Genomic DNA, 21,620 nt, shown 5'->3' on the forward strand with positions numbered 1-21,620 from the left:
GTGCCTGAAAATAAGCTGCAAAGCTAAAGATTCCTCAGTTTTTTGACGTGTATTCCGTAATGTAATCCTCCACGATCAACGGAAAATATTGGTGTTCAAGTTGATGAATTTTCCCAGCGAGTGAATCAGGGGTGTCATCCGATGAAATCTCACAGCTGGCCTGGAACAGAATATGTCCTTCATCATAGTTTTCATTCACCAGGTGAATGGTAATTCCGGAGTTGGACTCTTTGTTGTTGATCACAGCTTCATGCACCCGGGAACCGTACATCCCTTTGCCTCCATAAGCCGGTAAGAGTGCTGGGTGGATGTTGATGATTTTGTTTGGAAACTCCTGAATCAGGAAATCCGGGATTTTCCATAGGAATCCAGCCAAAACGATGAAATCCGTTTTCAGGCTTTTCAGTTTGTCCACGAAACTCGTATCTGCAAACTCTGACTTATTGAAAACGAATGGTAAAACGTTGAGCTTTTTAGCTCGTTCGATCACGTAAGCATCGGGTTTGTTGCAGAAGACTGCATTGATGGAGATTCCATCTACCTGATCAAAGTGTTTAATGAGCTGTTCGGCATTGGTGCCACTACCTGAGGCAAAAATTGCAATGTTTATAGCCATGGTTTCAAAAGGATCATGCTGATTAGACCTGATAGAATAATTAGGTTGGTAAATCTAATGAGACTTTGATAATCCTTTTGACGGTCGGCGTAGATCAGTTTGTAAATGAACCAAAGAAAAATGGGCAGCAACGCCATGAAATAATACCTCACCAGCCAATTGTCAATGGTGATCAAGAAGGATAATAGAAATGCTCCACTTCCCCCGATCACGAGATAGATGAAAAGTTTAGCCCCTCTAATTCCAAAGATCACCGGGATGCTTTCGCATCCAAATGCTGAATCTCCTTTCACATCTTCAATGTCTTTGAGCACTTCTCTGACCAATGTGATGGCCATGGCGAAGAGCGAATAGATGTACACGAGAATTTCATTTCTGCCTAAATAGACACAAACCATGAGTAGGGTAAGCCCAGTGAGAAATGCGATCACCAGATTACCGATAAGCGTGATTCTGCGGAGCTGATTGGAGTAATACCAGAGAAAAAAAGAAGAGATGATGTGAACCACCCCTACTTTGATGTTGAGGTAGAAGCCTATGCCAATGGCTCCAAAAGTGAGTACTATATGCGCCAGCATGGCCAGCCGTCTACGAAACATTGTTCCTACCACGACTTTTTCTGGACGGTTGACCATGTCAATTTTTTGATCGTAGTAGTCGTTGATGATGTATCCGGCAGCAGCGATCATGACCGTACTTACGCTCATCATTAAAAAACCCAGAGAAGTGATCTGTTGGTATTTTACCGGATATTCTGAGACCAGAAAAATGGCGGTAAGGTATTGTGTAGCACCAATAATGATTAAGTTGGGAATGCGGCTTGCAATCAGAAAACCAACAAAATCATATCTAATCAGGCGCTTCATTTCTCCTTCAAGCTAGCAATTTGGTTTGATAAAAGCTTGTAAACTTCCGATTTCTCGGGTTGGTTGTGTAAGAGGGTTAAATGCTTTTGAATGATATTTTCATCACCTCTTATTGCCGGACCGGTCTGGGCCTTGGCGGCAGATATCGAAACAGCTTTACTCACTGTTTCCCTCATCAGGTGTTCCAGATCCTTTAGGTCGAGATCTGCATCAGCCAGTATTTCCTCCGCGATTCGGTAGAGGTGATTGGTGAAGTTGCAGGCATAGACTGCAGCCAGATGTACTTTTTGCCGATCCTTCGAGGAGACTACTTTCACGTTTTGGCTTAATACAGACGCCACTTTTTGGATTAACTCCAACGACTCAGAAGAGTTGCTCTCAATGAAAATAGGAATCTCTGAAAAGTTGACCTGTTGACTTTTAGTGAAGGTTTGAAATGGATACAATACCCCAATACTTGTATGGCTCGTGAGTATTTCCATAGGCTGTGAACCAGAAGTATGAACCACTACGGTATCTGCTGGGAAATCTATTCCCTCAATTACTTCTGGTAGCTTTTGATCCGGAACTGATAGAATGATGAGGTCACTGATTATACTGGGGAGTTCATTGACTTGAAGCGGGTCTGAATCCGCCAGACCCAATTGGTTGATCAATGTCTCAGCACGTGACTTTTCTCTGCTCACAATATGTGTGAGCTGTATGTCTTTAGACTTGCCTAGCTGGCTTGCCAGATGAAACCCCACATTCCCTGTTCCTACAATGGTGGTTTTTATCGGCATCATTATTCCATTCCTTTATCACGCATCTTTTGGAACTCGGTGTATCGTCGGCTAATCGCAATACCAAAACCTACCACCAAAAGCAAAGTCCCCAACCAAAGGACATTGATCCACGGCTTAGCCACCGCTTCGATAATAATCCAGTCTTTTTGGGTAGTGCTTAATCCGAAAACAAAACTGTTGTTCTCAGGCTGGATGGACTGTATGGTGATTCTTGAAGCTAAATCGTTGATTACGTCTGGTACTCTTCCAGCCATTTTATCCTTAATTACATAGATTGGTTCAGCAGTATAAGTTTGGAATTCTCCTTGAATCTCAATGATCGCTTTCACCGCAATGTCACCTGGTCCCAAAGTGATTCCATCCAGCTTTGATAGTGGTTCGATGTTAATGAATTTGGCCACATAGTCATTAATAAAGAATTGTGATCCCGGAGAGACGGTGATTTCCTCAATTTCACTCCACTGCACCTCCTGGTCTGGATCCGGAAATGTTCTTACATGGGTGTAAAGGTCAGCAGTAAGCGTTCTGTTGATATCTGGAGAATAGACATTGCCCATTTGCTCATTGATCTGAATGCGGGGGTATAGTGTGAATGTTTTACCATTTGCATTTTCAAAAACAACCTCAAAGTAGCTGTTCTCAGCATTGATGATTTGCACGGTATCGCCTGCTTCCAGTATTTCTCCTGTACTGGAAATCGTCTTTCTGCCAATAATCAACTCTAGAGGACTAGCCGCATCACTAATGTCATTTAAATCCACATAGCCATGATCAGTGGTCAATTTCCTCAACCCTCTGTAGGTCATTTGGTAATCCGTCATTTGTCGCGGTTCATTGACAAAGAGGAGGAGGTTATCTTGATTGATCTCATCTGGAAACTCTTTGCTCCAAAGCAGACCGGTGTTGTTCTTCGAGAGTATTTTGGAATAGCCTGAACTGAATAGCACGCCTATTAGCATCATGGCCACACCAATGTGCGCGACCGCTCCGCCTGATAATTTGATGTTGGATTTGGCCACTGAAATAAAGATTTTCAAGTTGGCCACAATGGAGTACACTGAAGCTGTTAACAAGAGCAGGTACCAAAAATCTCTGACTTCCGCTACCATGAAAATGACAGCAGAAAGTACCAAAGAAAGGATTATCGGAATGGAGAGTTCTTGCTTGAGCTTTTCCTTATCCATTTTATTCCACCAGAAAAATTGTCCTGTTCCAGATAGTAGTGCGACTAAAATGGCAAAGTATAGCTGAAACTGGGTGTAAAATTCTACCTGATCTGCAGGCGGTGCCAGATTTGAGCTACCACCAAATGCTTCTACTATCTCATTCCACACAGGAATAGAGGTCGGGATGATCACCTGAAAGCCCATCAAGCAAAGTACTGTGGCACCCATGAAAATCCAGAATTCTCTAGAATAGGCGGAGGTTTCTTCTTTGCTTCCAGGGATTTGTTTCCAAACTCGGGCAGCCAGAATCACTGATAAAATGATAAATACAAATAGGTAGATCAGTAACTGTCCGGACAAACCGAGATCGGTAAAGGAGTGTACAGAAGCATTTCCTAGCACACCACTTCTGGTAAGAAAAGTGGAATAAACAATTAGAATGTAAGTAGCAAGCACCAGAATAATCGAGGACTTTAACGCCACGTTGCTTTTCTTGAAAGCGATCATAGTGTGTAAAGCCGCCACCAGAATCAGCCAGGGAACATAGATAGCGTTTTCCACTGGGTCCCAGTTCCAGTACCCACCAAAGTTCAGCGTTTCATAGGCCCAATAGGCACCCATCAATATCCCTACGCCAAGTACTGCAGCTGAAAACTGTGCCCATGGAAGTGCGGGGCGAATCCATTCTTTTAGCCGACCTGTGATCAAACCAGCCATGGCATAAGCAAACGGGATGACGGTGGTCGCAAATCCTAAAAAGAGCGTTGGCGGGTGGATCACCATCCAGTAATTCTGTAAAAGTGGGTTCAGACCTTTGCCATCCTCAGGAATGAAGTCTGGCTGCATTTGAAAGATAGGATCATTGAGTACATCTCTTAGCAGCATAAATGGAGAGCTACCAATTTTGATATTGAGGTAGGGAATAACCACGCCCATGATCATACTCACCAGAAAAGCCTGAGTAAAGGTAAAAACGGCCATCATAGAGGCTCTCCAGGACTTGTTGGTGTGTATAAGGATCAATCCCAAGACCGCATTCCAAAACATCCAAAGAAGGAAAGATCCTTCCTGTCCGTTCCAAAAGCTCGAAATCTGATAGTAGACAGGTAGGAGCTTGGATGTGTACTGATACACATAATGGTACTCAAACATATGCCCGGAAATCATTACAAAAAGAGTAATGACTATTCCAAAAATGGCAATGGCATGAACATAAAAGGCTCCCTTTGCAAAGCGAGCCCATGAATGGCGATCATCGTTGATGCTTTTGGCAAATGCATAGGTTGCCACAATGGACGATACAAATGCCAGAATAACCAGGATATGCCCAAGGTTACCGGGAATGTAATGAATCATAAATTAGGTGTTAACTCCTTCTTCCTGATACTTGGAAGGACACTTTAGTAATATTTTATCTGCAACGAATTTGCCATTGTGATAACCACCGACTACTACTACTTGCTCCGAACGAAGAAAGTCAGTTGGCATAGGATTCGGGTGATATACAACCTGAGTCTCATTGTTTTCATCTACCATCTGAAATTTGAATGACATCATATCAGGACTTGGTTCTATACCTACTACATGACCAGCCTCATCTTTGGTCAGTGTACCTACCACATGAATTTTGTTGTCATTGCCTTTTTCGGCCATTTCCTTAGCATCTTGGAATGATACATAGGCACTCGCATCACCAGCAGTAGACATGATCACAACGATTGCAGTCGCAATAACCAGAATTCCAAAAATGTGACTTTTCTTCATGATATTATTTGTTTTTAAGCTCCTCTTCCAACTTGTCGATCTTCCTATCTATCCTCCATAGATAAATGAAGAAACCTACTAACAGGATCAAAACGATTCCAACCACTACATAGATTTTGCCTTCACTTCTAAAGGTGTCCGCCATTGGTATTTGAAGTAGGAGATCGTTGAAGAAAACCGTGATATTTAAGAATAAGTTCGCAAGTATATTCATGACATTAATCATCCATTTTTTCAGAGAGCAGCTTGTACCTTATTTTGATGGTGGCTATCCAAAATCCAAGTAAGGACCAGCCGATCACTGCTGTATAAAAGACTTTTCTAAGATTGCTATCCAGATCATAAGCATTGAACCCTGGATTTCCTCCATTACCGGGATGTAGGCTATCAGTCATCCTTGGCAAAATGAATAATAGAGGTATTAATGCAGCAAAGGCAAAGACATTATAAACCGCGGAGATTTTGGCTTTTTGTTGCTCGTCCTGAATAGAGCCTCTCAAAATGAAGTAAGCAAAATAGATCAGAAGCCCGATGGCCGAAGCATTTTGTTTGGGATCATTGCTCCATGGTTCGCCCCAGGTGAAGGTGGCCCAGAACATCCCGGTAAGCATCCCCAATATTCCAAATACCACACCTACTACAGCCAGCTGACTGCTCATGATATCGTTTTCTAGCTTACCAGAAGAAAGGTACTTGATGGCATGAACCACAGATGCTAGAAATAAAAACAGCATGCCAAACCACATAGGAACATGGAAATGCAATACTCGTATGGTTTCATTCAGAATAGGCAGTCTCGGAACCTGAAACAGAAACCCACCAATCACCACATAGACTAAGATTGCCATCGTTAGCCATTTCCACCACTTCGTCCGTATTAGGTATTTCATTTTTTAATTGGTTCTGAAATCCGTATTTCCAACCATTTTTAGCATCATGATTTCCAGGTAAATGGAAACAAAATGAATGAGAGTGCAATGATAATAACATTCACACTGAGAAGAGTGATCAAATTTGTACTAATGTCGGCGATTGAGCCACCCAATACCAGTATTTTAGAATTGGAGATAGAAAGCAACAGGATAGGAATAATCACTGGAAAACCAAGGATAGCCATCATCACTGCGTTGTTGTTGGTTTTGCTAGATATGGATGACACCATGGTAAAAGCCGAGCTTAAGCCCAGGGAGCCGACAACAAGGTTTAGCAGGAAAGGACCTGTTGTCTTTACTGGAAATCCTAAGAAAAGAGAAAAAACCAGGAGAGCCAGTGTGATTAAGACCAATTGGTATACTCCATAGTATAGTAGCTTGGCGACAATGATTTGGGAAGGTCTAATGAGATAAAAATAATAGCTGGAGCGGTCATCTTCCTGAGCAAAACTTTTAGCTACTGCATTGATGGATATGAAAAGTAGGATCAACCAAAAAAGCGCATTCCACGTTTCAGCCTCAATGAACCCAGTAAATGCCAGGTAACTGGTAATGATCAGGGAGGTGATGTACAGTAAAATTCCAGCGGCAGGGTATTTTGTACGCCAGTCAATTTTAAGATCTTTGAGAATGAGCCATTGGAGTTGCTTCAGCATACTGCAAAGTTAATCCAACTCCTTTTTTTGACTAGAAAGCTTTCATTAATTTGGGTCATCTTTGCCTTTCCAAAAATCGAAGGAATTCAACTAGTTAACGGTCCATTGACCAAGAACACCTAAAATGAAGAATGTCTGGAATTGGTCCTTCTAGATTTGTAACATGAATTTTGAGAGAAAAATATTAATCACTGGAGGTGCCGGCTTTATCGGCTCACATGTCGTGCGGCGGTTTGTACAAAACTATCCACAGTACCTGATTGTGAATCTGGATAAATTGACCTATGCGGGCAACCTGGAGAACCTCAGAGATGTTGAGGGCGCCCCGAACTACCAATTTATCAAAGGGGATATTTGTGATGCAGCAACGATGGATCAGGTTTTTTCTGAGCATCAAATAGACGGTGTGATTCACTTGGCTGCCGAGTCACATGTGGACCGATCGATCACCAACCCGATGGCGTTTGTGGAAACCAACGTTATTGGGACAGTGACACTGCTCAATGTAGCCAAATCTCATTGGTCTGATTTTAAAGGCAAACGATTCTACCATGTGTCTACCGATGAGGTTTATGGGAGTTTAGGAGACACCGGATTGTTCACAGAAACAACGCCTTATGATCCTAAGTCACCTTATTCTGCATCGAAAGCAGCTTCTGATCATTTCGTAAGAGCTTATCAAAACACCTACGGATTACCTACGGTCATTTCCAATTGCTCTAATAATTATGGGTCTTATCATTTCCCGGAAAAACTAATTCCATTAACCATAAACAATATTCGAAACAACAAGCAGATTCCTGTTTACGGCAAAGGTGAAAACATCCGTGACTGGTTGTTTGTGGAAGATCATGCCAGAGCTATTGATGTGATTTTTCATAAAGGTGCTGAAGGAGATACTTATAATATTGGAGGGTTCAATGAGTGGAAAAATATTGACCTGGTCAATCTGCTTTGTGATATTCTAGATAAGAAACTGGACCGAGAAGAAGGAACTTCTCGAAAGCTAATCACTTACGTGAAAGACCGGGCAGGACATGACATGCGCTATGCTATTGATGCCACTAAACTAAAGAATGAGTTGGGATGGGAGCCGTCATTACAGTTTGAAGAAGGGTTGGAGAAGACTGTAGATTGGTATCTGTCCAATGAAAAGTGGCTGGAAGATGTCACCTCAGGAGATTATCAGAATTATTACAAAGAGCATTATCAATCATGAAGGGAATCATATTAGCAGGAGGTTCAGGGACAAGACTGCACCCGCTGACACTCGCGGTTAGCAAGCAGATGTTGCCTGTTTACGACAAACCGATGATTTATTATCCACTATCGGTGTTGATGTTGGCAGGAATCAGGGAAATTCTCATCATCTCTACTCCACGAGACCTTCCACAGTTCGAGGCGCTATTGGGAGACGGTAAATCGTTGGGTTGTGAATTCACCTATGCCGTTCAGGAAAAACCTGAAGGACTCGCTCAGGCATTTATTATAGGTGAGCAGTTTATTGGGGAAGACTCGGTTGCTCTCATTTTGGGTGACAACATTTTTTATGCTTCAGGTTTGTCGAAAAAACTTCAGTCATGTGTCGATCCTGATGGAGGAGTAGTGTTTGCCTATCGGGTAAACGACCCTGAAAGATACGGTGTAGTTGAATTTGATGAGTCAGGGTTGGCTTTGTCAATTGAAGAGAAACCTACTGAACCTAAATCAAATTATGCAGTACCAGGACTATACTTCTATGACAATGAGGTAGTGTCTATAGCCAAATCCATTAAGCCAAGTGCGCGAGGCGAGCTGGAAATAACGGAAGTGAATAACCAGTATTTAAAAAAGGGCAAATTGTCAGTGGAGCGCTTAGATAGAGGAACAGCCTGGCTGGATACCGGGACATTCGAATCGTTACAGCAAGCAGGGGCATTTGTTCATGCAATTGAAACCCGTCAGGGAATGAAGATCAGTTGTATCGAGGAAATTGCTTATAGAATGGGATATATCGATGCTGGTCAATTAGAGAAATTAGCTGACCCATTAATGAAAAGTGGATATGGTTCTTATCTAAAGCAAGTACTCAAATGGAGATAATTGAAACACCTCTCAAAGATTGTTTTATCATCAAAGCACAGCTCCATGGAGATGATCGTGGGTTTTTCCTGGAGTCCTTTAATCAACGCGAGTTGGCAAAAGCTGGAATTGATTTTGAGGTCAAACAGATTAATTTTGCGAGATCCGGCAAAAATGTGCTGAGAGGTCTGCATTATCAGAAAGCACCACATGCCCAAACAAAATTGGTCGGTGTGATTTCAGGTAGTGTGGTGGATGTGGCAGTGGATTTACGACAGGATTCTCCGACTTTTGGCAAGCATTTTAGGCTGGAAATTGGCTCCAGAGATACGTTTTTGTTAATTCCAAAAGGGTTTGCTCATGGATATTACACTTTAGAAGACGATACAACCTTTTATTATGCGGTTGACGATTTCTATCATCCTGAGGCTGAGACTGGTCTATTTTACAAAGATCCAGAGCTCAAAATTGACTGGGGTTTAATAGGTTTGCCCATTATTTCAGAAAAGGATCAAAAACAGAGTTCTTTTCAAGCGGCAACATTGTTTTAAATAAAATATTGACATAATAGATAAGCTATGAAAATTGCGGTAATTGGAACAGGGTATGTTGGCCTGGTGTCAGGTACTTGTTTTGCAGAAACAGGGAATCACGTTACTTGTGTAGACATTGATGTGAACAAAGTGGAAAAACTCAAAAATGGTAAGATCACCATTTACGAACCTGGATTGGAAGTGCTCTTTGAGCGAAACATCCGTCAAGGGAGATTGGAATTTACCACTGATCTTAAGGAAGGAATAAAGGATGCTAAAATCATCTTCCTGGCATTACCAACACCTCCAGGTGAAGACGGCTCTGCTGACTTGAAATACGTGCTCAAAGTGGCAGATGATCTGGGTCCAATACTCGAAGATTACACAGTGGTGGTTGATAAAAGTACCGTTCCTGTTGGAACAGCTGACAAAGTACACGCGGCTATTGCTAAGAATGCCAAAGTGGACTTTGATGTGGTCTCCAACCCCGAGTTCCTTCGAGAAGGAGTAGCTGTAGAAGATTTTATGAAACCAGATCGCGTGGTGATCGGGGCTGCGTCAGAAAGAGCTAAGAAAGTAATGGAGAAGCTTTACGGTCCGTTCGTTCGTCAGGGCAATCCCATCATTTTTATGGACGTAAAATCTGCAGAGTTGACCAAATATGCAGCTAACTCATTCTTGGCTACCAAAATCACGTTCATGAATGAAATCGCCAATATGTGCGAATTGTTAGGTGCCGATGTGGACATGGTTCGTAAAGGAGTGGGCACCGACACGCGTATCGGTAAGCGATTCCTGTTTGCTGGTATCGGGTATGGAGGAAGCTGCTTTCCAAAAGACGTTCAGGCATTGGCTAAATCCGCTAGTGAGGTGAACTACGATTTCAAAATCCTGAAGTCTGTAATGGATGTCAATCAAACGCAAAAGGAAAAGATGATTGATCCGTTAAAGGCATATTTCAATAATGATTTGTCAGGTAAAACCATTGCGATTTGGGGATTGGCCTTCAAGCCTTACACGGATGACATTCGTGAAGCACCAGCATTAGAGAACATTACCAAGTTATTGTCAATGGGAGCCAAGGTAAAAGCCTACGATCCGGAGGCAATGGAAAATGTGGAAGGTGTATTTGGCGATAAAATCTACTTTGCTAAGGACGAATACGATGCGCTGGATGGAGCAGATGCCTTGATGATCATGACTGAATGGCCAGTGTTCAGAACACCAGAGTTTGACAAGCTAGAGTCTCTGATGAATAATAAGATCATATTCGATGGTCGAAACCTGTACGAGTTGAGTCAAATGGAAGAGCTTGGCTTTACCTATTACAGTGTAGGAAGAGCAACGGTAAAATCATGAGCAAGCAAAAAGTATTAGTTACCGGAGGAGCTGGATTTTTAGGTTCACATTTGTGCGATCGCTTTATCAACGAGGGATATCATGTGGTGGCGATGGACAATCTTCTCACTGGTGATATTTCGAACATAGAACACTTAATGGGGCATCCTGATTTTGAGTTCCATCATCATGATGTTTCCAAGTTTGTTCACGTATCGGGCGACTTGAAATACATTTTGCATTTTGCCTCACCGGCAAGCCCAATCGACTATCTCAAGATGCCTATCCAAACCATGAAAGTGGGCTCATTAGGCACGTTGAACTGTCTGGGATTAGCCAAAGACAAAGGAGCCAGAATGTTGATTGCCTCGACTTCTGAGGTATATGGTGATCCACAAGTACATCCACAGAAGGAAGATTACTGGGGGAATGTTAATCCCGTTGGTCCAAGAGGGGTATATGATGAAGCCAAGCGCTTTCAAGAAGCCATGACGATGGCCTATCATACCTTTCATGGCTTAGAAACTCGAATAGTTCGTATTTTCAATACTTTCGGGCCGAGGATGAGACTGGATGATGGAAGAGTATTGCCTGCGTTTATTTCTCAGGCACTGAGAGGTGAAGATCTTACTGCTTTTGGGGATGGAAGTCAAACGCGTTCCTTTATTTATGTAGATGACCTGATCGAAGGAATTTATCGATTGTTGTTGAGTGACTATGCTCAACCCGTAAACATTGGTAATCCGGAGGAAATCACCATTAATGAATTTGGTGAAGAAATCATTCGACTGACAGGAAGTAAGTCCAAAATCATCTATCAACCCTTACCAAAAGATGATCCGAAACAGCGGAAGCCCGATATTACATTGGCTAAGGAAATTCTTGGTTGGGAACCAAAGTATTCGAGAGCGGAGGGTTTGAAACCAACTCTTGATTATTTTAAGAAGAAAGTACTGGGCTAAGGAGGAATGAACTACAAAGTAGGTATTATTGGATTAGGCTATGTGGGGTTACCACTTGCCGTAGAAATAGGTAAACAGTATGATACCATAGGGTTTGATATTTCTAAAAATCGTATCAATGAGCTACTAGCAGGAACTGATCGCACGAATGAAGTTAGTCGTTCAGAACTTCAATCGGCGAATAACCTCACCTACTCGAGCGATTTGGTCAACTTGAAAGACTGTAATCTATACATCATTACTGTCCCCACTCCGGTTGATCGGCACAATAAACCAGACCTGACACCACTTTTGAAAGCGACCCAAACAGTTGCTCAGGTTTTGACCAAAGGAGATATCGTGGTTTACGAATCAACAGTATTTCCTGGTTGTACGGAAGAGGTTTGTGTTCCTCTTTTAGAGCAAAGTGGTCTTGTTTACAATGAAGATTTCTTTTGTGGATATTCTCCGGAAAGGATTAATCCAGGCGATCAGGTTCACCGATTAACAACCATTCTGAAGGTAACGAGCGGGAGTACACCAGAAGTAGCCGAAAAGATCGATCTGTTTTATCGGTCTTTTATCACGGCAGGTACACATCTGGCTTCTTCCATCAAGGTGGCTGAGGCTGCTAAAGTGATTGAAAATGCGCAGCGCGATATCAACATAGCATTCGTTAATGAGCTATCCTTGATATTTAATCGGATGGGTATTGATTCAAGTGAGGTGTTGGAGGCGGCAGGTACCAAGTGGAATTTTTTGAAATTTCAGCCTGGATTAGTGGGAGGACACTGTATAGGGGTGGATCCTTTTTACCTAACATATAAAGCAGAGGCATTAGGGTACCATTCACAGGTTATTCTTGCCGGCAGGAAAATCAACGATGGTATGGGTGCCTACGTAGCACAGCAAATGATCAAGCTGCTTTCTAAGGGTGGGCATCTGGATTCAAATACCAGGGTTTTGATTCAGGGAATTACCTTTAAGGAGAACTGTCCGGATATTCGAAATTCCAAAGTCATTGACATTTATCGAGAGTTAACTGATTTCGGTATTGACGTGGATGTGCATGATCCGCAGGCCGATCCTGATGAAGTATTGCAGGAATATGGATTTGAACTGGTAAAGAATCCAGACCTGACGAATTATAAGGGACTGATTTTGGCGGTTGCTCACCAAGCTTACCTTAGCCAGGATTGGAACGCTATCCGTAAGAACGTGTCGGTGATTTATGATGTGAAAGCCTGTTTGCCGAAAGAAATATCAGATGCACGTCTCTAAACTAAAAATATTTCAACAATTTTGCCCTCCCATTGGCCCAACTGAAAAATAAACAATTGCATTTTGGATTATAAGGAAAATATTATTCCTCATGACCATCAGATCAAGCTGAGGGATCGCATTGAAAAGTATGGGTTTGAACCCAAACTGCTTTGGTTTACAGGACTATCCGGTTCTGGAAAGTCTACCTTAGCCGGAGCCTTCGAGACCCATTTGTTTAACAAAGGCTACCATACCTACATATTGGATGGAGATAATGTGAGGTCCGGGTTGAATAATGATCTAGATTTTTCAGATGAAAGTCGAAAAGAAAATATACGCCGCATTGCCGAGGTTTCTAAGTTGTTTATAGATGCTGGGGTAGTGGTACTCACAGCTTTCATATCTCCATTTAAGGAAGACCGTGCCCAAGCAAAAGCACTTGTTGGCAAGGAAAATTTCATAGAAATATTTGTAGATACTCCTTTGGAGATTTGTGAATCCAGAGATGTGAAAGGTCTTTATGCCAAAGCACGAGCTGGAAAAATTCCGAATTTCACTGGTATAGATAGTCCGTTTGAGCGGCCTGAGCACCCGGATATTCATCTGGAAACTGCCGGCAAGACAGTGGAAGAGTCGTTGAAAGAATTGATTGATCAAATGAAGATAAAATTGAAGTAGCATGAAAAGCTATAATTTGACCCATTTAAAAGAATTAGAGGCAGAATCGATCTATGTTTTGCGGGAGGTCTTTGCTCAGTTTGAGAATCCGGCGATACTTTTTTCAGGAGGTAAGGATTCGATAGTTGTAACGCACCTCGCGAGAAAGGCTTTTCATCCGGGAAAGATTCCCTTCCCATTGGTACATGTGGACACTGGGCACAATTTTCCTGAGACCATTGCTTTTAGAGATGCATTGGTAGAAAAGCTAGGTGCTAAGCTGGTTGTCGGGTCAGTTCAAAAATCGATCGACGATGGCAGGGCCGCTGAAGAAAGAGGAAAAAATGCCACAAGGAACGCGATTCAGACGGTGACACTTCTGGACACCATCGAAGAACATCAGTTTGATGCGGCTATCGGTGGAGCACGTCGAGACGAAGAAAAGGCCAGAGCGAAAGAACGGTTTTTCTCCCATCGAGACGAGTTTGGTCAGTGGGACCCTAAAAACCAGCGACCGGAACTCTGGAACATCTTCAACGGCAAACAGCATCATGGAGAGCACTTTAGAGTATTTCCATTGAGTAACTGGACGGAAATGGACGTTTGGCAATATATTTTGGCAGAACAAATAGAAATTCCTTCGTTGTATTTTGCTCATCAGCGTCAGGTTATTCGCAGAAGCAATACCTGGCTTCCAGTTTCAGACTTTATCACAATGGATCCTAAAGAGGAGATTGTTGAAAAACAAATTCGCTTCAGGACATTAGGTGATATCACGATTACGGGTGGTGAAGAATCCGATGCGGATACATTGGAGAAAATCATTGAGGAAGTGGCAGCTGCCAGAAATACCGAGCGCGGTAATCGTGAGGATGACAAGCGTTCTGAGACTTCCATGGAGGATCGGAAAAGACAGGGATATTTTTGATGTGGCCCCAGCTTCGGCCTTTAGCCGTTGGCACTTCTTGATTTAATTAATAGATATGAGAGACTTTACTAAATATGATGTTTGGAACAACGGTATTGATTTCGTTGTGGATATCTATGAAATGACTAAGAACTGGCCTGATGAAGAAAGATTTGGGCTTATTTCTCAGGTTAGGAGAGCCGCTGTATCCATTCCGTCTAATTTTGCTGAAGGTTGTAGTCGTTCGAGTGAGAAAGAGTTTAAACGATACTTGGAAATTGCATTGGGTTCAGCATTTGAAGTGAAGACGCAATTGGTCATTGCTAGCAAATTGGGATTTACCAGTTTCAACGATGCTCAGGAATTGATGGATAAACTCGACCTAGAGTCTAAGCAAATTAATGCACTTAGAAATAAATTAAAGGATTGAAATATGAATAGTAATAGCCAACAGCCAACAGCCAATGCTAACAGCTATTTAGACATGGAACTCCTACGCTTCACTACTGCTGGGAGCGTAGATGACGGAAAAAGCACCTTAATTGGACGGTTGCTTTTTGACTCTAAATCCATTTTTGAAGACCAAATGGAGCAGGTGAAGCAATCCAGTGAGCGTAAGGGCCTGGAAGCAACTGATTTGGCTCTGTTGACGGACGGTCTGAAAGATGAACGTGAGCAGGGGATAACCATCGATGTGGCTTATAGATACTTTGCTACACCAAAACGAAAGTTTATCATTGCGGATACTCCGGGGCATATTCAGTACACTCGCAACATGGTGACTGGAGCTTCCACGGCTAACGTGGCCTTAATCCTGATTGATGCAAGAAATGGAGTGGTAGATCAGACCTGTAGGCATTCGATCATAGCCTCCTTACTACAAATACCACATGTGGTGGTCTGTATCAATAAGATGGATCTGGTGGATTATGATAAAGCCACCTATGATCGTATTGTTAGCGAATACGAAAAATTTGCCGCTAAGCTTGACGTGAAAGATGTGCGTTTTATTCCGATTAGTGCTTTGAAGGGGGACAATGTCGTCAATCGAAGTGAACACATGCCCTGGTTTGAAGGATCTACATTATTGTATACTTTGGAGAACATCCACATTGGCAGTGACTACAATCACATCGATTGTCGATTTCCGGTACAGACAGTTATTCGTCCTAAGTCTGACAAGTTTCACGATTACCGTGGGTATGCAGGTCGAATAGCTGGTGGTGTGTTTAAGCCAGGTGACGAGGTGACAGTGTTGCCTTCAGGCTTCAGTTCTAAAATAAAGTCGATTGATACCTTCAATGGTGAAATTGATGAAGCTTTCGCACCCATGTCAGTTACCATTACCTTGGAAGATGATATTGACATTGGCAGAGGTGATATGATTGTGCGAACCAATAATCAACCAGAGCCTAAGCAAGATATTGAAGTGATGATGTGCTGGCTGAATCAAAAAGGACCAATGCCTAGAACAAAGTACACCTTACGTCACACTTCAGCTGACATGAAAGCGATGATCAAAGAAGTGCGGTACAAGCTGGATATCAACACCCTTCATAGAAATGAAGAGGATAAGGAGATCAAAATGAATGACATCTGCCGTGTACAACTGAGAACGACCAAACCAGTCCTGGCAGATTCTTACCGAAAAAATCGCCAAACGGGAAGCTTGATTTTGGTAGACGAAGCGACCAATGAAACGGTTGCAGCTGGGATGATCATTTAAATCAAACAGAATAATAAAACCAACTGGGAGAGGCCGTCTCAAAAGGTAATGAGATTGTCAGGGTGAGCCTGCCTACCGTCAGGCTGGCTCGATGTGACATAATACGCCTATTCCACTCATTTAAAGACAGCCTCTTTTTGTTCACATCATATGGATATCAACGAATTAATTAGTACTGCCAAACAGGCAGCCATTAAAGCTGGAGAAGCCATTATTGAAATATATGAAAGTGGTGATTTCTCCATAGAGGCTAAGTCGGATGACTCCCCATTAACTAGAGCTGACAAAGCTTCTCACAACGTGATTGTTTCGTTTCTGGAAAAGACCAACTTGCCCATATTAAGCGAGGAAGGTAGTACGGTGCCTTTTGAAGAACGCAAAAACTGGGATTACTTCTGGATGATTGATCCATTGGATGGTACCAAGGAATTCATTAAGAAGAATGGAGAGTTCACAGTGAATATTGCTTTGATCCACAGAGATGAAGTGGTAGCTGGTGTGGTCTACACTGCGGTGTTGAAGGATTTGTATTGGGCGATAATCGGAGAAGGAGCATTCAAAGACGGTAAGAAGCTAAATGTCAACTCTTTCAGTCGAGAGGATAAGGCGTTGAAGGTAGTTGCATCTCGTTCTCATTTAAATGATGAGACGCAATCCTTCCTGGCTGAGTTAAACCAACCTGAGATTGTGTCGAAAGGAAGCTCTCTTAAGTTGCTAATGGTTGCTGAAGGTCAGGCAGACTTATATCCACGCTATGCCCCGACCATGGAATGGGATACTGCGGCTGCTCAGATCATAGTGGAAGAGGCCGGAGGTACTGTGGTGCAGAAGGATTCAGACCGCAAAGTGGTTTACAACAAAGAGAACTTGTTGAATCCTTATTTTTTGGTGTCTGGGAAAGTAAGGTGACGGGTTTGTCTGATGTTTCGACAGGCTCAACATGACAAACCCTGTAGACTACATGTTTTTTGTTGCTCAACAAATTATTTTGCCTTGGCTTTCAACGGGTGAGGAACAGTAGTTACCAAATGTCATCCAATTTAACGACCGTTATTCCACGACGCAACAAGGTGAATATCGGGGTGCCCGACGAGTGGATCTATCATTGAGTGATTATTTATTGGATCACTTGAAGTTCTCTGAAGACTTACCATTCAACTGATTTGATTTCTCGATTTGTTTTACCCAAGAAAATAACTAATCCGATAGTACAATATACTAATTCAGATCCCCCGATATTTCTCCCAAAGTGTTGGGTAGAAATCCGTGGGATGACGTCCGCTCCTTTCGTCATTCCACGACGCAACAAGGTGAAGATCGGGGTGCCCGACGAGTGGATCTATCATTGAGTGATTATTTATTAGATCACTTGAAGTCTCTGAAGACTTACCATTCAACTGATTTGATTTCTCGATTTGTTTTTACCCAAGAAAATAACTAATCCGATAGTACAATATGCTAATTCAGATCCCCCGATATTTCTCCCAAAGTGTTGGGTAGAAATCCGTGGGATGACGTCTGCTCCTTTCGTCATTCCACGACGCAACGAAGTGAAGATCGGGGAGCCCAACCAGGGTCGCTCGGACATAGGTGCTCGACGAGGGGAATCTTCATGAAGGCATACATTTCCTAGTTAAGAAGAAGTCTCCCTTAGAATTTCTTTCCTAATCTCTTAACAGATCTTACATAATCATAGAAATTCAGGGGCGCCCGGCACAGGGGAGTGACGGATGTGGTTTGAGTAAGAGATTTACTTTTCACCAACCCACCCTGATATCATTTTCGATAAAGTTGTGGTTGGTTGTCATCGTGAGCCTGTCTGCCAATGGTAGGGGACTCGAAGGATAGACAACTATTAAGGACCTTAAATTTGTCTTTATCTTTACCCCATGAAGAAAAACGTGATCGTGACCGGGGGTGCTGGATTTATTGGCTCGCACATTGTGGATGCATTGCTAGAAGATGAACGAGTGGGAGATGTTCTGGTTATCGATAATCTATCTAACGGCGATCTCAAGAATATTGCTCATCATGAGGGCAATTCAAGGTTTCAATTCGAGCAGATGGATATTCGGGATTTTGAGGGTTTATCCAGAATATTTAAAGGCTATCACCTAGTATGTCATCAAGCAGCTTTGGGGTCGGTGCCTCGTTCCATCAATGACCCTCTCACTACCAATGCGGTCAATATTGATGGAACACTCAACGTACTGAAAGCTGCAGTAGACCATAAGATTGAACGTGTTGTTTTGGCCTGCTCTTCCAGCACCTATGGAGATTCCAAGGAATTGCCGAAAGTTGAGGAAAGGATAGGGAATCCACTGAGTCCTTATGCGGTGACCAAGTTAGTAAATGAGCAATATGCTGCCGTATTTCAGAAGACCTATGGACTGGATTACATTGGCTTGCGCTATTTCAATGTGTTTGGCCCCAGACAGAGCCCGGATAATCCCTACGCGGCAGTCATTCCTATTTTTTGTAGAGCTATGATGAGGGGTGAGCAACCTACCATCAATGGTGATGGATTGACATCCAGAGATTTCACTTATGTGGAGAATGTAGTTCAAGCCAATCTAAAATCACTCTTTTCGGACAATAAAGAGGCCATCAACGAGGTTTACAATGTGGCGTGTGGAGAGCAAACTTCATTGAATGAGTTGGTGAGGCTGATTAACAAAGCAGTAGGTGCTGATATTGCTCCTATCTATGGGGCTGAGCGCGCTGGTGATGTGAAGCATTCGCTCGCAGAAATTTCAAAGATTCAGAATAGAATGAATTACAAGCCTTCAGTATTCTTTAGCGAAGGGATTGAACGGGTTATTCGATGGTATGAACAGGAAGCCAAATGACTGAATATCTTTTAATAGAAGGATTGAATAGCAACAAATTATCTACCTTTGCCCACTAAATTTTAATGACTAGCTAATGAACAAGTTGCGGGAAGTGCTAATGCTGTGTTTTATGATCGGCATTGTGTTTCTATCAGAAGCTCAAAATACACAGACGATTCAAAACCTGGGAAAGGTCAATGTGGATGAATTGTCTGATGATCAAATCAAGAAATTTTTAGATCAGGCGGAATCTAGTGGATATTCCGAACAGCAGCTGGAAATACTGGCCAAAGCACGTGGTATGTCAGCTGCTCAAATTGCCAAACTGCGTCAGCGGATAGCGGCAGTGCGATCCGGTCAAACAGCTGGTGGTGGTAAAGTTTCCATGAATAGTCGAGAACGCTTAGCACCGAATCAAACACAGGCAACGAGTGACCGTTCTTCTGATTTCGACCCCTTTGGCACCATTTTTCCAGTTGACACTTTAGAGGAAGAAGCTTTGAAGGTGTTCGGTTTGGAGTTTTTCAATAATCCCGATCTGGCTTTTAGCTCTAATCTTAATATTGCCACACCTAAGGATTACCAACTCGGCCCCGGTGATCAGGTGATTATCGATGTATGGGGTGCTTCTGAGCAAAATTATCAATTAGAAATTTCTCCAGAGGGAGCTATCATTATTCCAAGTCTCGGTCCTATTCATTTGAATGGCTTGTCCATGGAGCGGGCAGAAAGTAGAATCAAAGCGCGACTGAAGAACATTTACAGTACACTTGGAGAAAACACCTTCGCTCAGGTGAGTTTAGGTCAGATCAGAACTATTAGTGTCAATATTGTTGGTGAGGTGCGGCGACCTGGCACGTATGAAGTTTCTTCTTTCACCACTGCGTTTAACGCTTTGTATAGTGCAGGAGGACCCACTAAAAACGGGTCTTTTCGAGAAATCACTGTTTTCCGCTCAGGCAAACAGGAGGCTGTTTTGGATGCTTACAATTTCCTGATAGAAGGGAAAGGACAAAACATCATGCTGCAAGATCAGGATGTATTAATAGTAAAACCTTACCTGAACCGTGTGGCTATTGAAGGTGAGGTGAAGCGTCCTGCCTACTACGAATTGAAGAGTGATGAAACTCTTGGGACACTCATCACCTATGCGGGAGGGTTTACGGAACAGGCTTACACCAAAAGCTTATCCATAAGAAGAAACTTGAGCAACCGAAAGACAGTCAGAACAGTTAGATTCGGTGATTTTGAATCAGTGGCATTACAAAACGGAGACGCCATTGATGTGGGTGGTATTCTTAATCAATTTGTCGGTAGGATAAGAGTAGAAGGAGCCTTCAATCATCCGGGAGAGTTTGAATTGAAGGAGGGTATGAAGCTTTCAGATGCCTTTCATCTGGCCGATGGACTAAGAGCAGATGCTTTTTTGCAGCGCGGTGTGATTATTCGCCAGAATGATGATTTGTCGTTGAGTAATATGGCGTTTAATCCGCAAGAAGTATTGAATGGAACATCGGATATACTCTTAAATTCTGAGGATTTAATTCGGGTCCAATCCATTTTTGATTTACGGGAGAACTTCACGGTTTCCATTCAGGGAGAAGTACTGAAATCTGGTCAATTTCCCTACGCGGAGGGTATGACGGTAGAGAATTTGATTTACCTGGCGAACGGATTTAAAGAAACCGCTGCCAAATCTTTTGTGGAAGTAGCACGACGCGTAACCGATGAAGACGGTGATGGATCGAATACAGCGACCATTTTCAACTTCCCGATTGATCGAAACCTTCAGATGAAAGCCGGTGATGAGCGGTTCGTTCTGGAGCCGTTTGATTTGGTGGTCATCCGAAAGTCTCCTTTTTATGAGAAGCAAGCAATCGTAGAAGTGGAGGGAGAAGTACAGTATCCTGGAAAGTATGCCCTGGCCAGTAAAAATGAACGGATATCCGATGTGCTGAAACGAACCGGAGGACCAACTCAATATGCCTATATCAAAGGAGCTACGCTGATTCGAAGAACGGAATATTTTGTGAATGATCAAGATGAAAATGAAACTGATGCAGCTGCCAGCATTAGAAGACAGGAACTGAAGTCGTTATTGGAAAGAGATACCTTGGTGGATAAGTCTCAGCGAGCATTCAAAACGCATGAATCCATCGGAATCAAATTAGATGAAATAATTGCAAATCCCGGGTCCAAATATGACCTGATTTTAAAAGAAGGAGATGTCTTGAGTATTCCTCGCGAACTGCAGACTGTGAGAATTAGAGGAGAGGTGTTATATCCAAGTACAGTAAGGTTCGATGACGCTAAGAGTTTCAAACAATTCATTTCTCAGAGCGGAGGCTTTTCAGAAAGTGCGAAGAAAAGCAAGTCTTATGTCGTATACCCCAATGGAAGCGCTGAAAGAACCAAATCGTTTTTATGGTTTAAGGATTACCCAAAAGTGGAGCCTGGAGCTGAAGTAATTATTCCGAAGAAACCGGATAGGAGAAGGCTTAGTCCTACGGAGATTCTTACCTTGGCAACCGGAGTGGGTTCATTGGCGATTATTGTTAATAATTTAACAAGGTAATTG

21 protein-coding genes are annotated in these 21,620 nt (G+C 42.7%); 13 read left to right on the plus strand and 8 right to left on the minus strand.

Annotated elements, in window-relative coordinates:
* Positions 1-34 precede the first annotated feature (34 nt).
* From ACO067_RS13800 to ACO067_RS13835, 8 genes are read right to left on the minus strand one after another with little or no spacing between them, the layout of a single operon-like run.
* Positions 35-616, minus strand: coding sequence for a phosphoribosylglycinamide formyltransferase (locus ACO067_RS13800; protein WP_421874944.1), 582 nt, complete (start codon positions 614-616; stop codon positions 35-37).
* Entirely contained in the window at positions 607-1,482 is an 876-nt protein-coding gene (locus tag ACO067_RS13805; RefSeq protein WP_421874945.1) for a geranylgeranylglycerol-phosphate geranylgeranyltransferase, read from the minus strand. The genes ACO067_RS13800 and ACO067_RS13805 overlap by 10 nt, the downstream gene beginning before the upstream one ends.
* Positions 1,479-2,267, minus strand: a complete 789-nt coding sequence (locus ACO067_RS13810; RefSeq protein ID WP_421874946.1) for a Rossmann-like and DUF2520 domain-containing protein — start codon at positions 2,265-2,267, stop codon at positions 1,479-1,481. Before ACO067_RS13810 ends, ACO067_RS13805 begins: the two co-directional genes overlap by 4 nt.
* A complete protein-coding gene (locus tag ACO067_RS13815) occupies positions 2,267-4,789 on the minus strand; it encodes a heme lyase CcmF/NrfE family subunit (protein WP_421874947.1) in 2,523 nt (840 codons plus the stop codon). The genes ACO067_RS13810 and ACO067_RS13815 overlap by 1 nt, the downstream gene beginning before the upstream one ends.
* A gap of 3 nt (positions 4,790-4,792) precedes the next feature.
* Positions 4,793-5,197 carry a cytochrome c maturation protein CcmE gene (locus ACO067_RS13820; protein ID WP_421874948.1) on the minus strand — a complete coding sequence of 135 codons (405 nt, stop codon included), beginning with the start codon at positions 5,195-5,197 and terminating at the stop codon, positions 4,793-4,795.
* 4 nt (positions 5,198-5,201) lie between these two features.
* A complete protein-coding gene (locus tag ACO067_RS13825) occupies positions 5,202-5,411 on the minus strand; it encodes a CcmD family protein (RefSeq protein WP_421874949.1) in 210 nt (69 codons plus the stop codon).
* Between the two features lie 4 nt (positions 5,412-5,415).
* Positions 5,416-6,075 (minus strand): cytochrome c biogenesis protein CcsA, encoded by a 660-nt coding sequence (gene ccsA, locus ACO067_RS13830; RefSeq protein ID WP_421878308.1) that lies wholly within the window; start codon positions 6,073-6,075, stop codon positions 5,416-5,418.
* A 56-nt stretch (positions 6,076-6,131) separates the two neighbouring features.
* Complete coding sequence (locus tag ACO067_RS13835; protein WP_421874950.1) at positions 6,132-6,785, minus strand: heme exporter protein CcmB; 654 nt, start codon at positions 6,783-6,785, stop codon at positions 6,132-6,134.
* Between the two features lie 163 nt (positions 6,786-6,948).
* Here ACO067_RS13835 and rfbB point away from each other — a divergent pair, with 163 nt between their 5' ends.
* The 13 genes from rfbB (at position 6,949) to ACO067_RS13900 (ending at position 21,617) form a co-directional block, all read left to right on the plus strand.
* A complete protein-coding gene (rfbB, locus tag ACO067_RS13840) occupies positions 6,949-8,004 on the plus strand; it encodes a dTDP-glucose 4,6-dehydratase (RefSeq protein ID WP_421874951.1) in 1,056 nt (351 codons plus the stop codon).
* Positions 8,001-8,867 carry a glucose-1-phosphate thymidylyltransferase RfbA gene (gene rfbA, locus ACO067_RS13845; protein WP_421874952.1) on the plus strand — a complete coding sequence of 289 codons (867 nt, stop codon included), beginning with the start codon at positions 8,001-8,003 and terminating at the stop codon, positions 8,865-8,867. The genes rfbB and rfbA overlap by 4 nt, the downstream gene beginning before the upstream one ends.
* A complete protein-coding gene (rfbC, locus tag ACO067_RS13850) occupies positions 8,858-9,397 on the plus strand; it encodes a dTDP-4-dehydrorhamnose 3,5-epimerase (RefSeq protein ID WP_421874953.1) in 540 nt (179 codons plus the stop codon). Before rfbA ends, rfbC begins: the two co-directional genes overlap by 10 nt.
* Before the next feature lie 27 nt (positions 9,398-9,424).
* The gene (locus ACO067_RS13855) at positions 9,425-10,738 is read left to right on the plus strand and encodes a UDP-glucose dehydrogenase family protein (protein ID WP_421874954.1); all 1,314 of its coding nucleotides are present in this window, start codon (positions 9,425-9,427) and stop codon (positions 10,736-10,738) included.
* A complete protein-coding gene (locus ACO067_RS13860) occupies positions 10,735-11,679 on the plus strand; it encodes a UDP-glucuronic acid decarboxylase family protein (RefSeq protein ID WP_421874955.1) in 945 nt (314 codons plus the stop codon). The genes ACO067_RS13855 and ACO067_RS13860 overlap by 4 nt, the downstream gene beginning before the upstream one ends.
* 6 nt (positions 11,680-11,685) lie before the next feature.
* A complete protein-coding gene (locus ACO067_RS13865) occupies positions 11,686-12,939 on the plus strand; it encodes a nucleotide sugar dehydrogenase (protein ID WP_421874956.1) in 1,254 nt (417 codons plus the stop codon).
* A 60-nt stretch (positions 12,940-12,999) separates the two neighbouring features.
* Positions 13,000-13,599: an adenylyl-sulfate kinase gene (gene cysC / locus ACO067_RS13870; protein ID WP_421878310.1), complete on the plus strand. Its 600-nt coding sequence runs from the start codon at positions 13,000-13,002 to the stop codon at positions 13,597-13,599.
* A gap of 1 nt (position 13,600) precedes the next feature.
* Entirely contained in the window at positions 13,601-14,506 is a 906-nt protein-coding gene (gene cysD / locus ACO067_RS13875) for a sulfate adenylyltransferase subunit CysD (protein ID WP_421874957.1), read from the plus strand.
* Positions 14,507-14,561: 55 nt separating this feature from the next.
* Positions 14,562-14,915: a four helix bundle protein gene (locus ACO067_RS13880; protein ID WP_421874958.1), complete on the plus strand. Its 354-nt coding sequence runs from the start codon at positions 14,562-14,564 to the stop codon at positions 14,913-14,915.
* A 3-nt stretch (positions 14,916-14,918) separates the two neighbouring features.
* Positions 14,919-16,211, plus strand: coding sequence for a sulfate adenylyltransferase subunit CysN (gene cysN, locus ACO067_RS13885; RefSeq protein ID WP_421874959.1), 1,293 nt, complete (start codon positions 14,919-14,921; stop codon positions 16,209-16,211).
* A 150-nt stretch (positions 16,212-16,361) separates the two neighbouring features.
* Positions 16,362-17,120, plus strand: a complete 759-nt coding sequence (cysQ, locus tag ACO067_RS13890) for a 3'(2'),5'-bisphosphate nucleotidase CysQ (RefSeq protein WP_421874960.1) — start codon at positions 16,362-16,364, stop codon at positions 17,118-17,120.
* A gap of 980 nt (positions 17,121-18,100) precedes the next feature.
* Positions 18,101-19,060, plus strand: coding sequence for an SDR family oxidoreductase (locus ACO067_RS13895; protein WP_421874962.1), 960 nt, complete (start codon positions 18,101-18,103; stop codon positions 19,058-19,060).
* A 76-nt stretch (positions 19,061-19,136) separates the two neighbouring features.
* Positions 19,137-21,617 (plus strand): SLBB domain-containing protein, encoded by a 2,481-nt coding sequence (locus tag ACO067_RS13900; RefSeq protein WP_421874963.1) that lies wholly within the window; start codon positions 19,137-19,139, stop codon positions 21,615-21,617.
* The last annotated feature ends 3 nt before the right edge of the window (positions 21,618-21,620 follow it).

This window comes from Marinoscillum sp., assembly GCF_965229915.1.
In the GTDB taxonomy this organism is placed as follows: Bacteria; Bacteroidota; Bacteroidia; order Cytophagales; family Cyclobacteriaceae; genus Marinoscillum.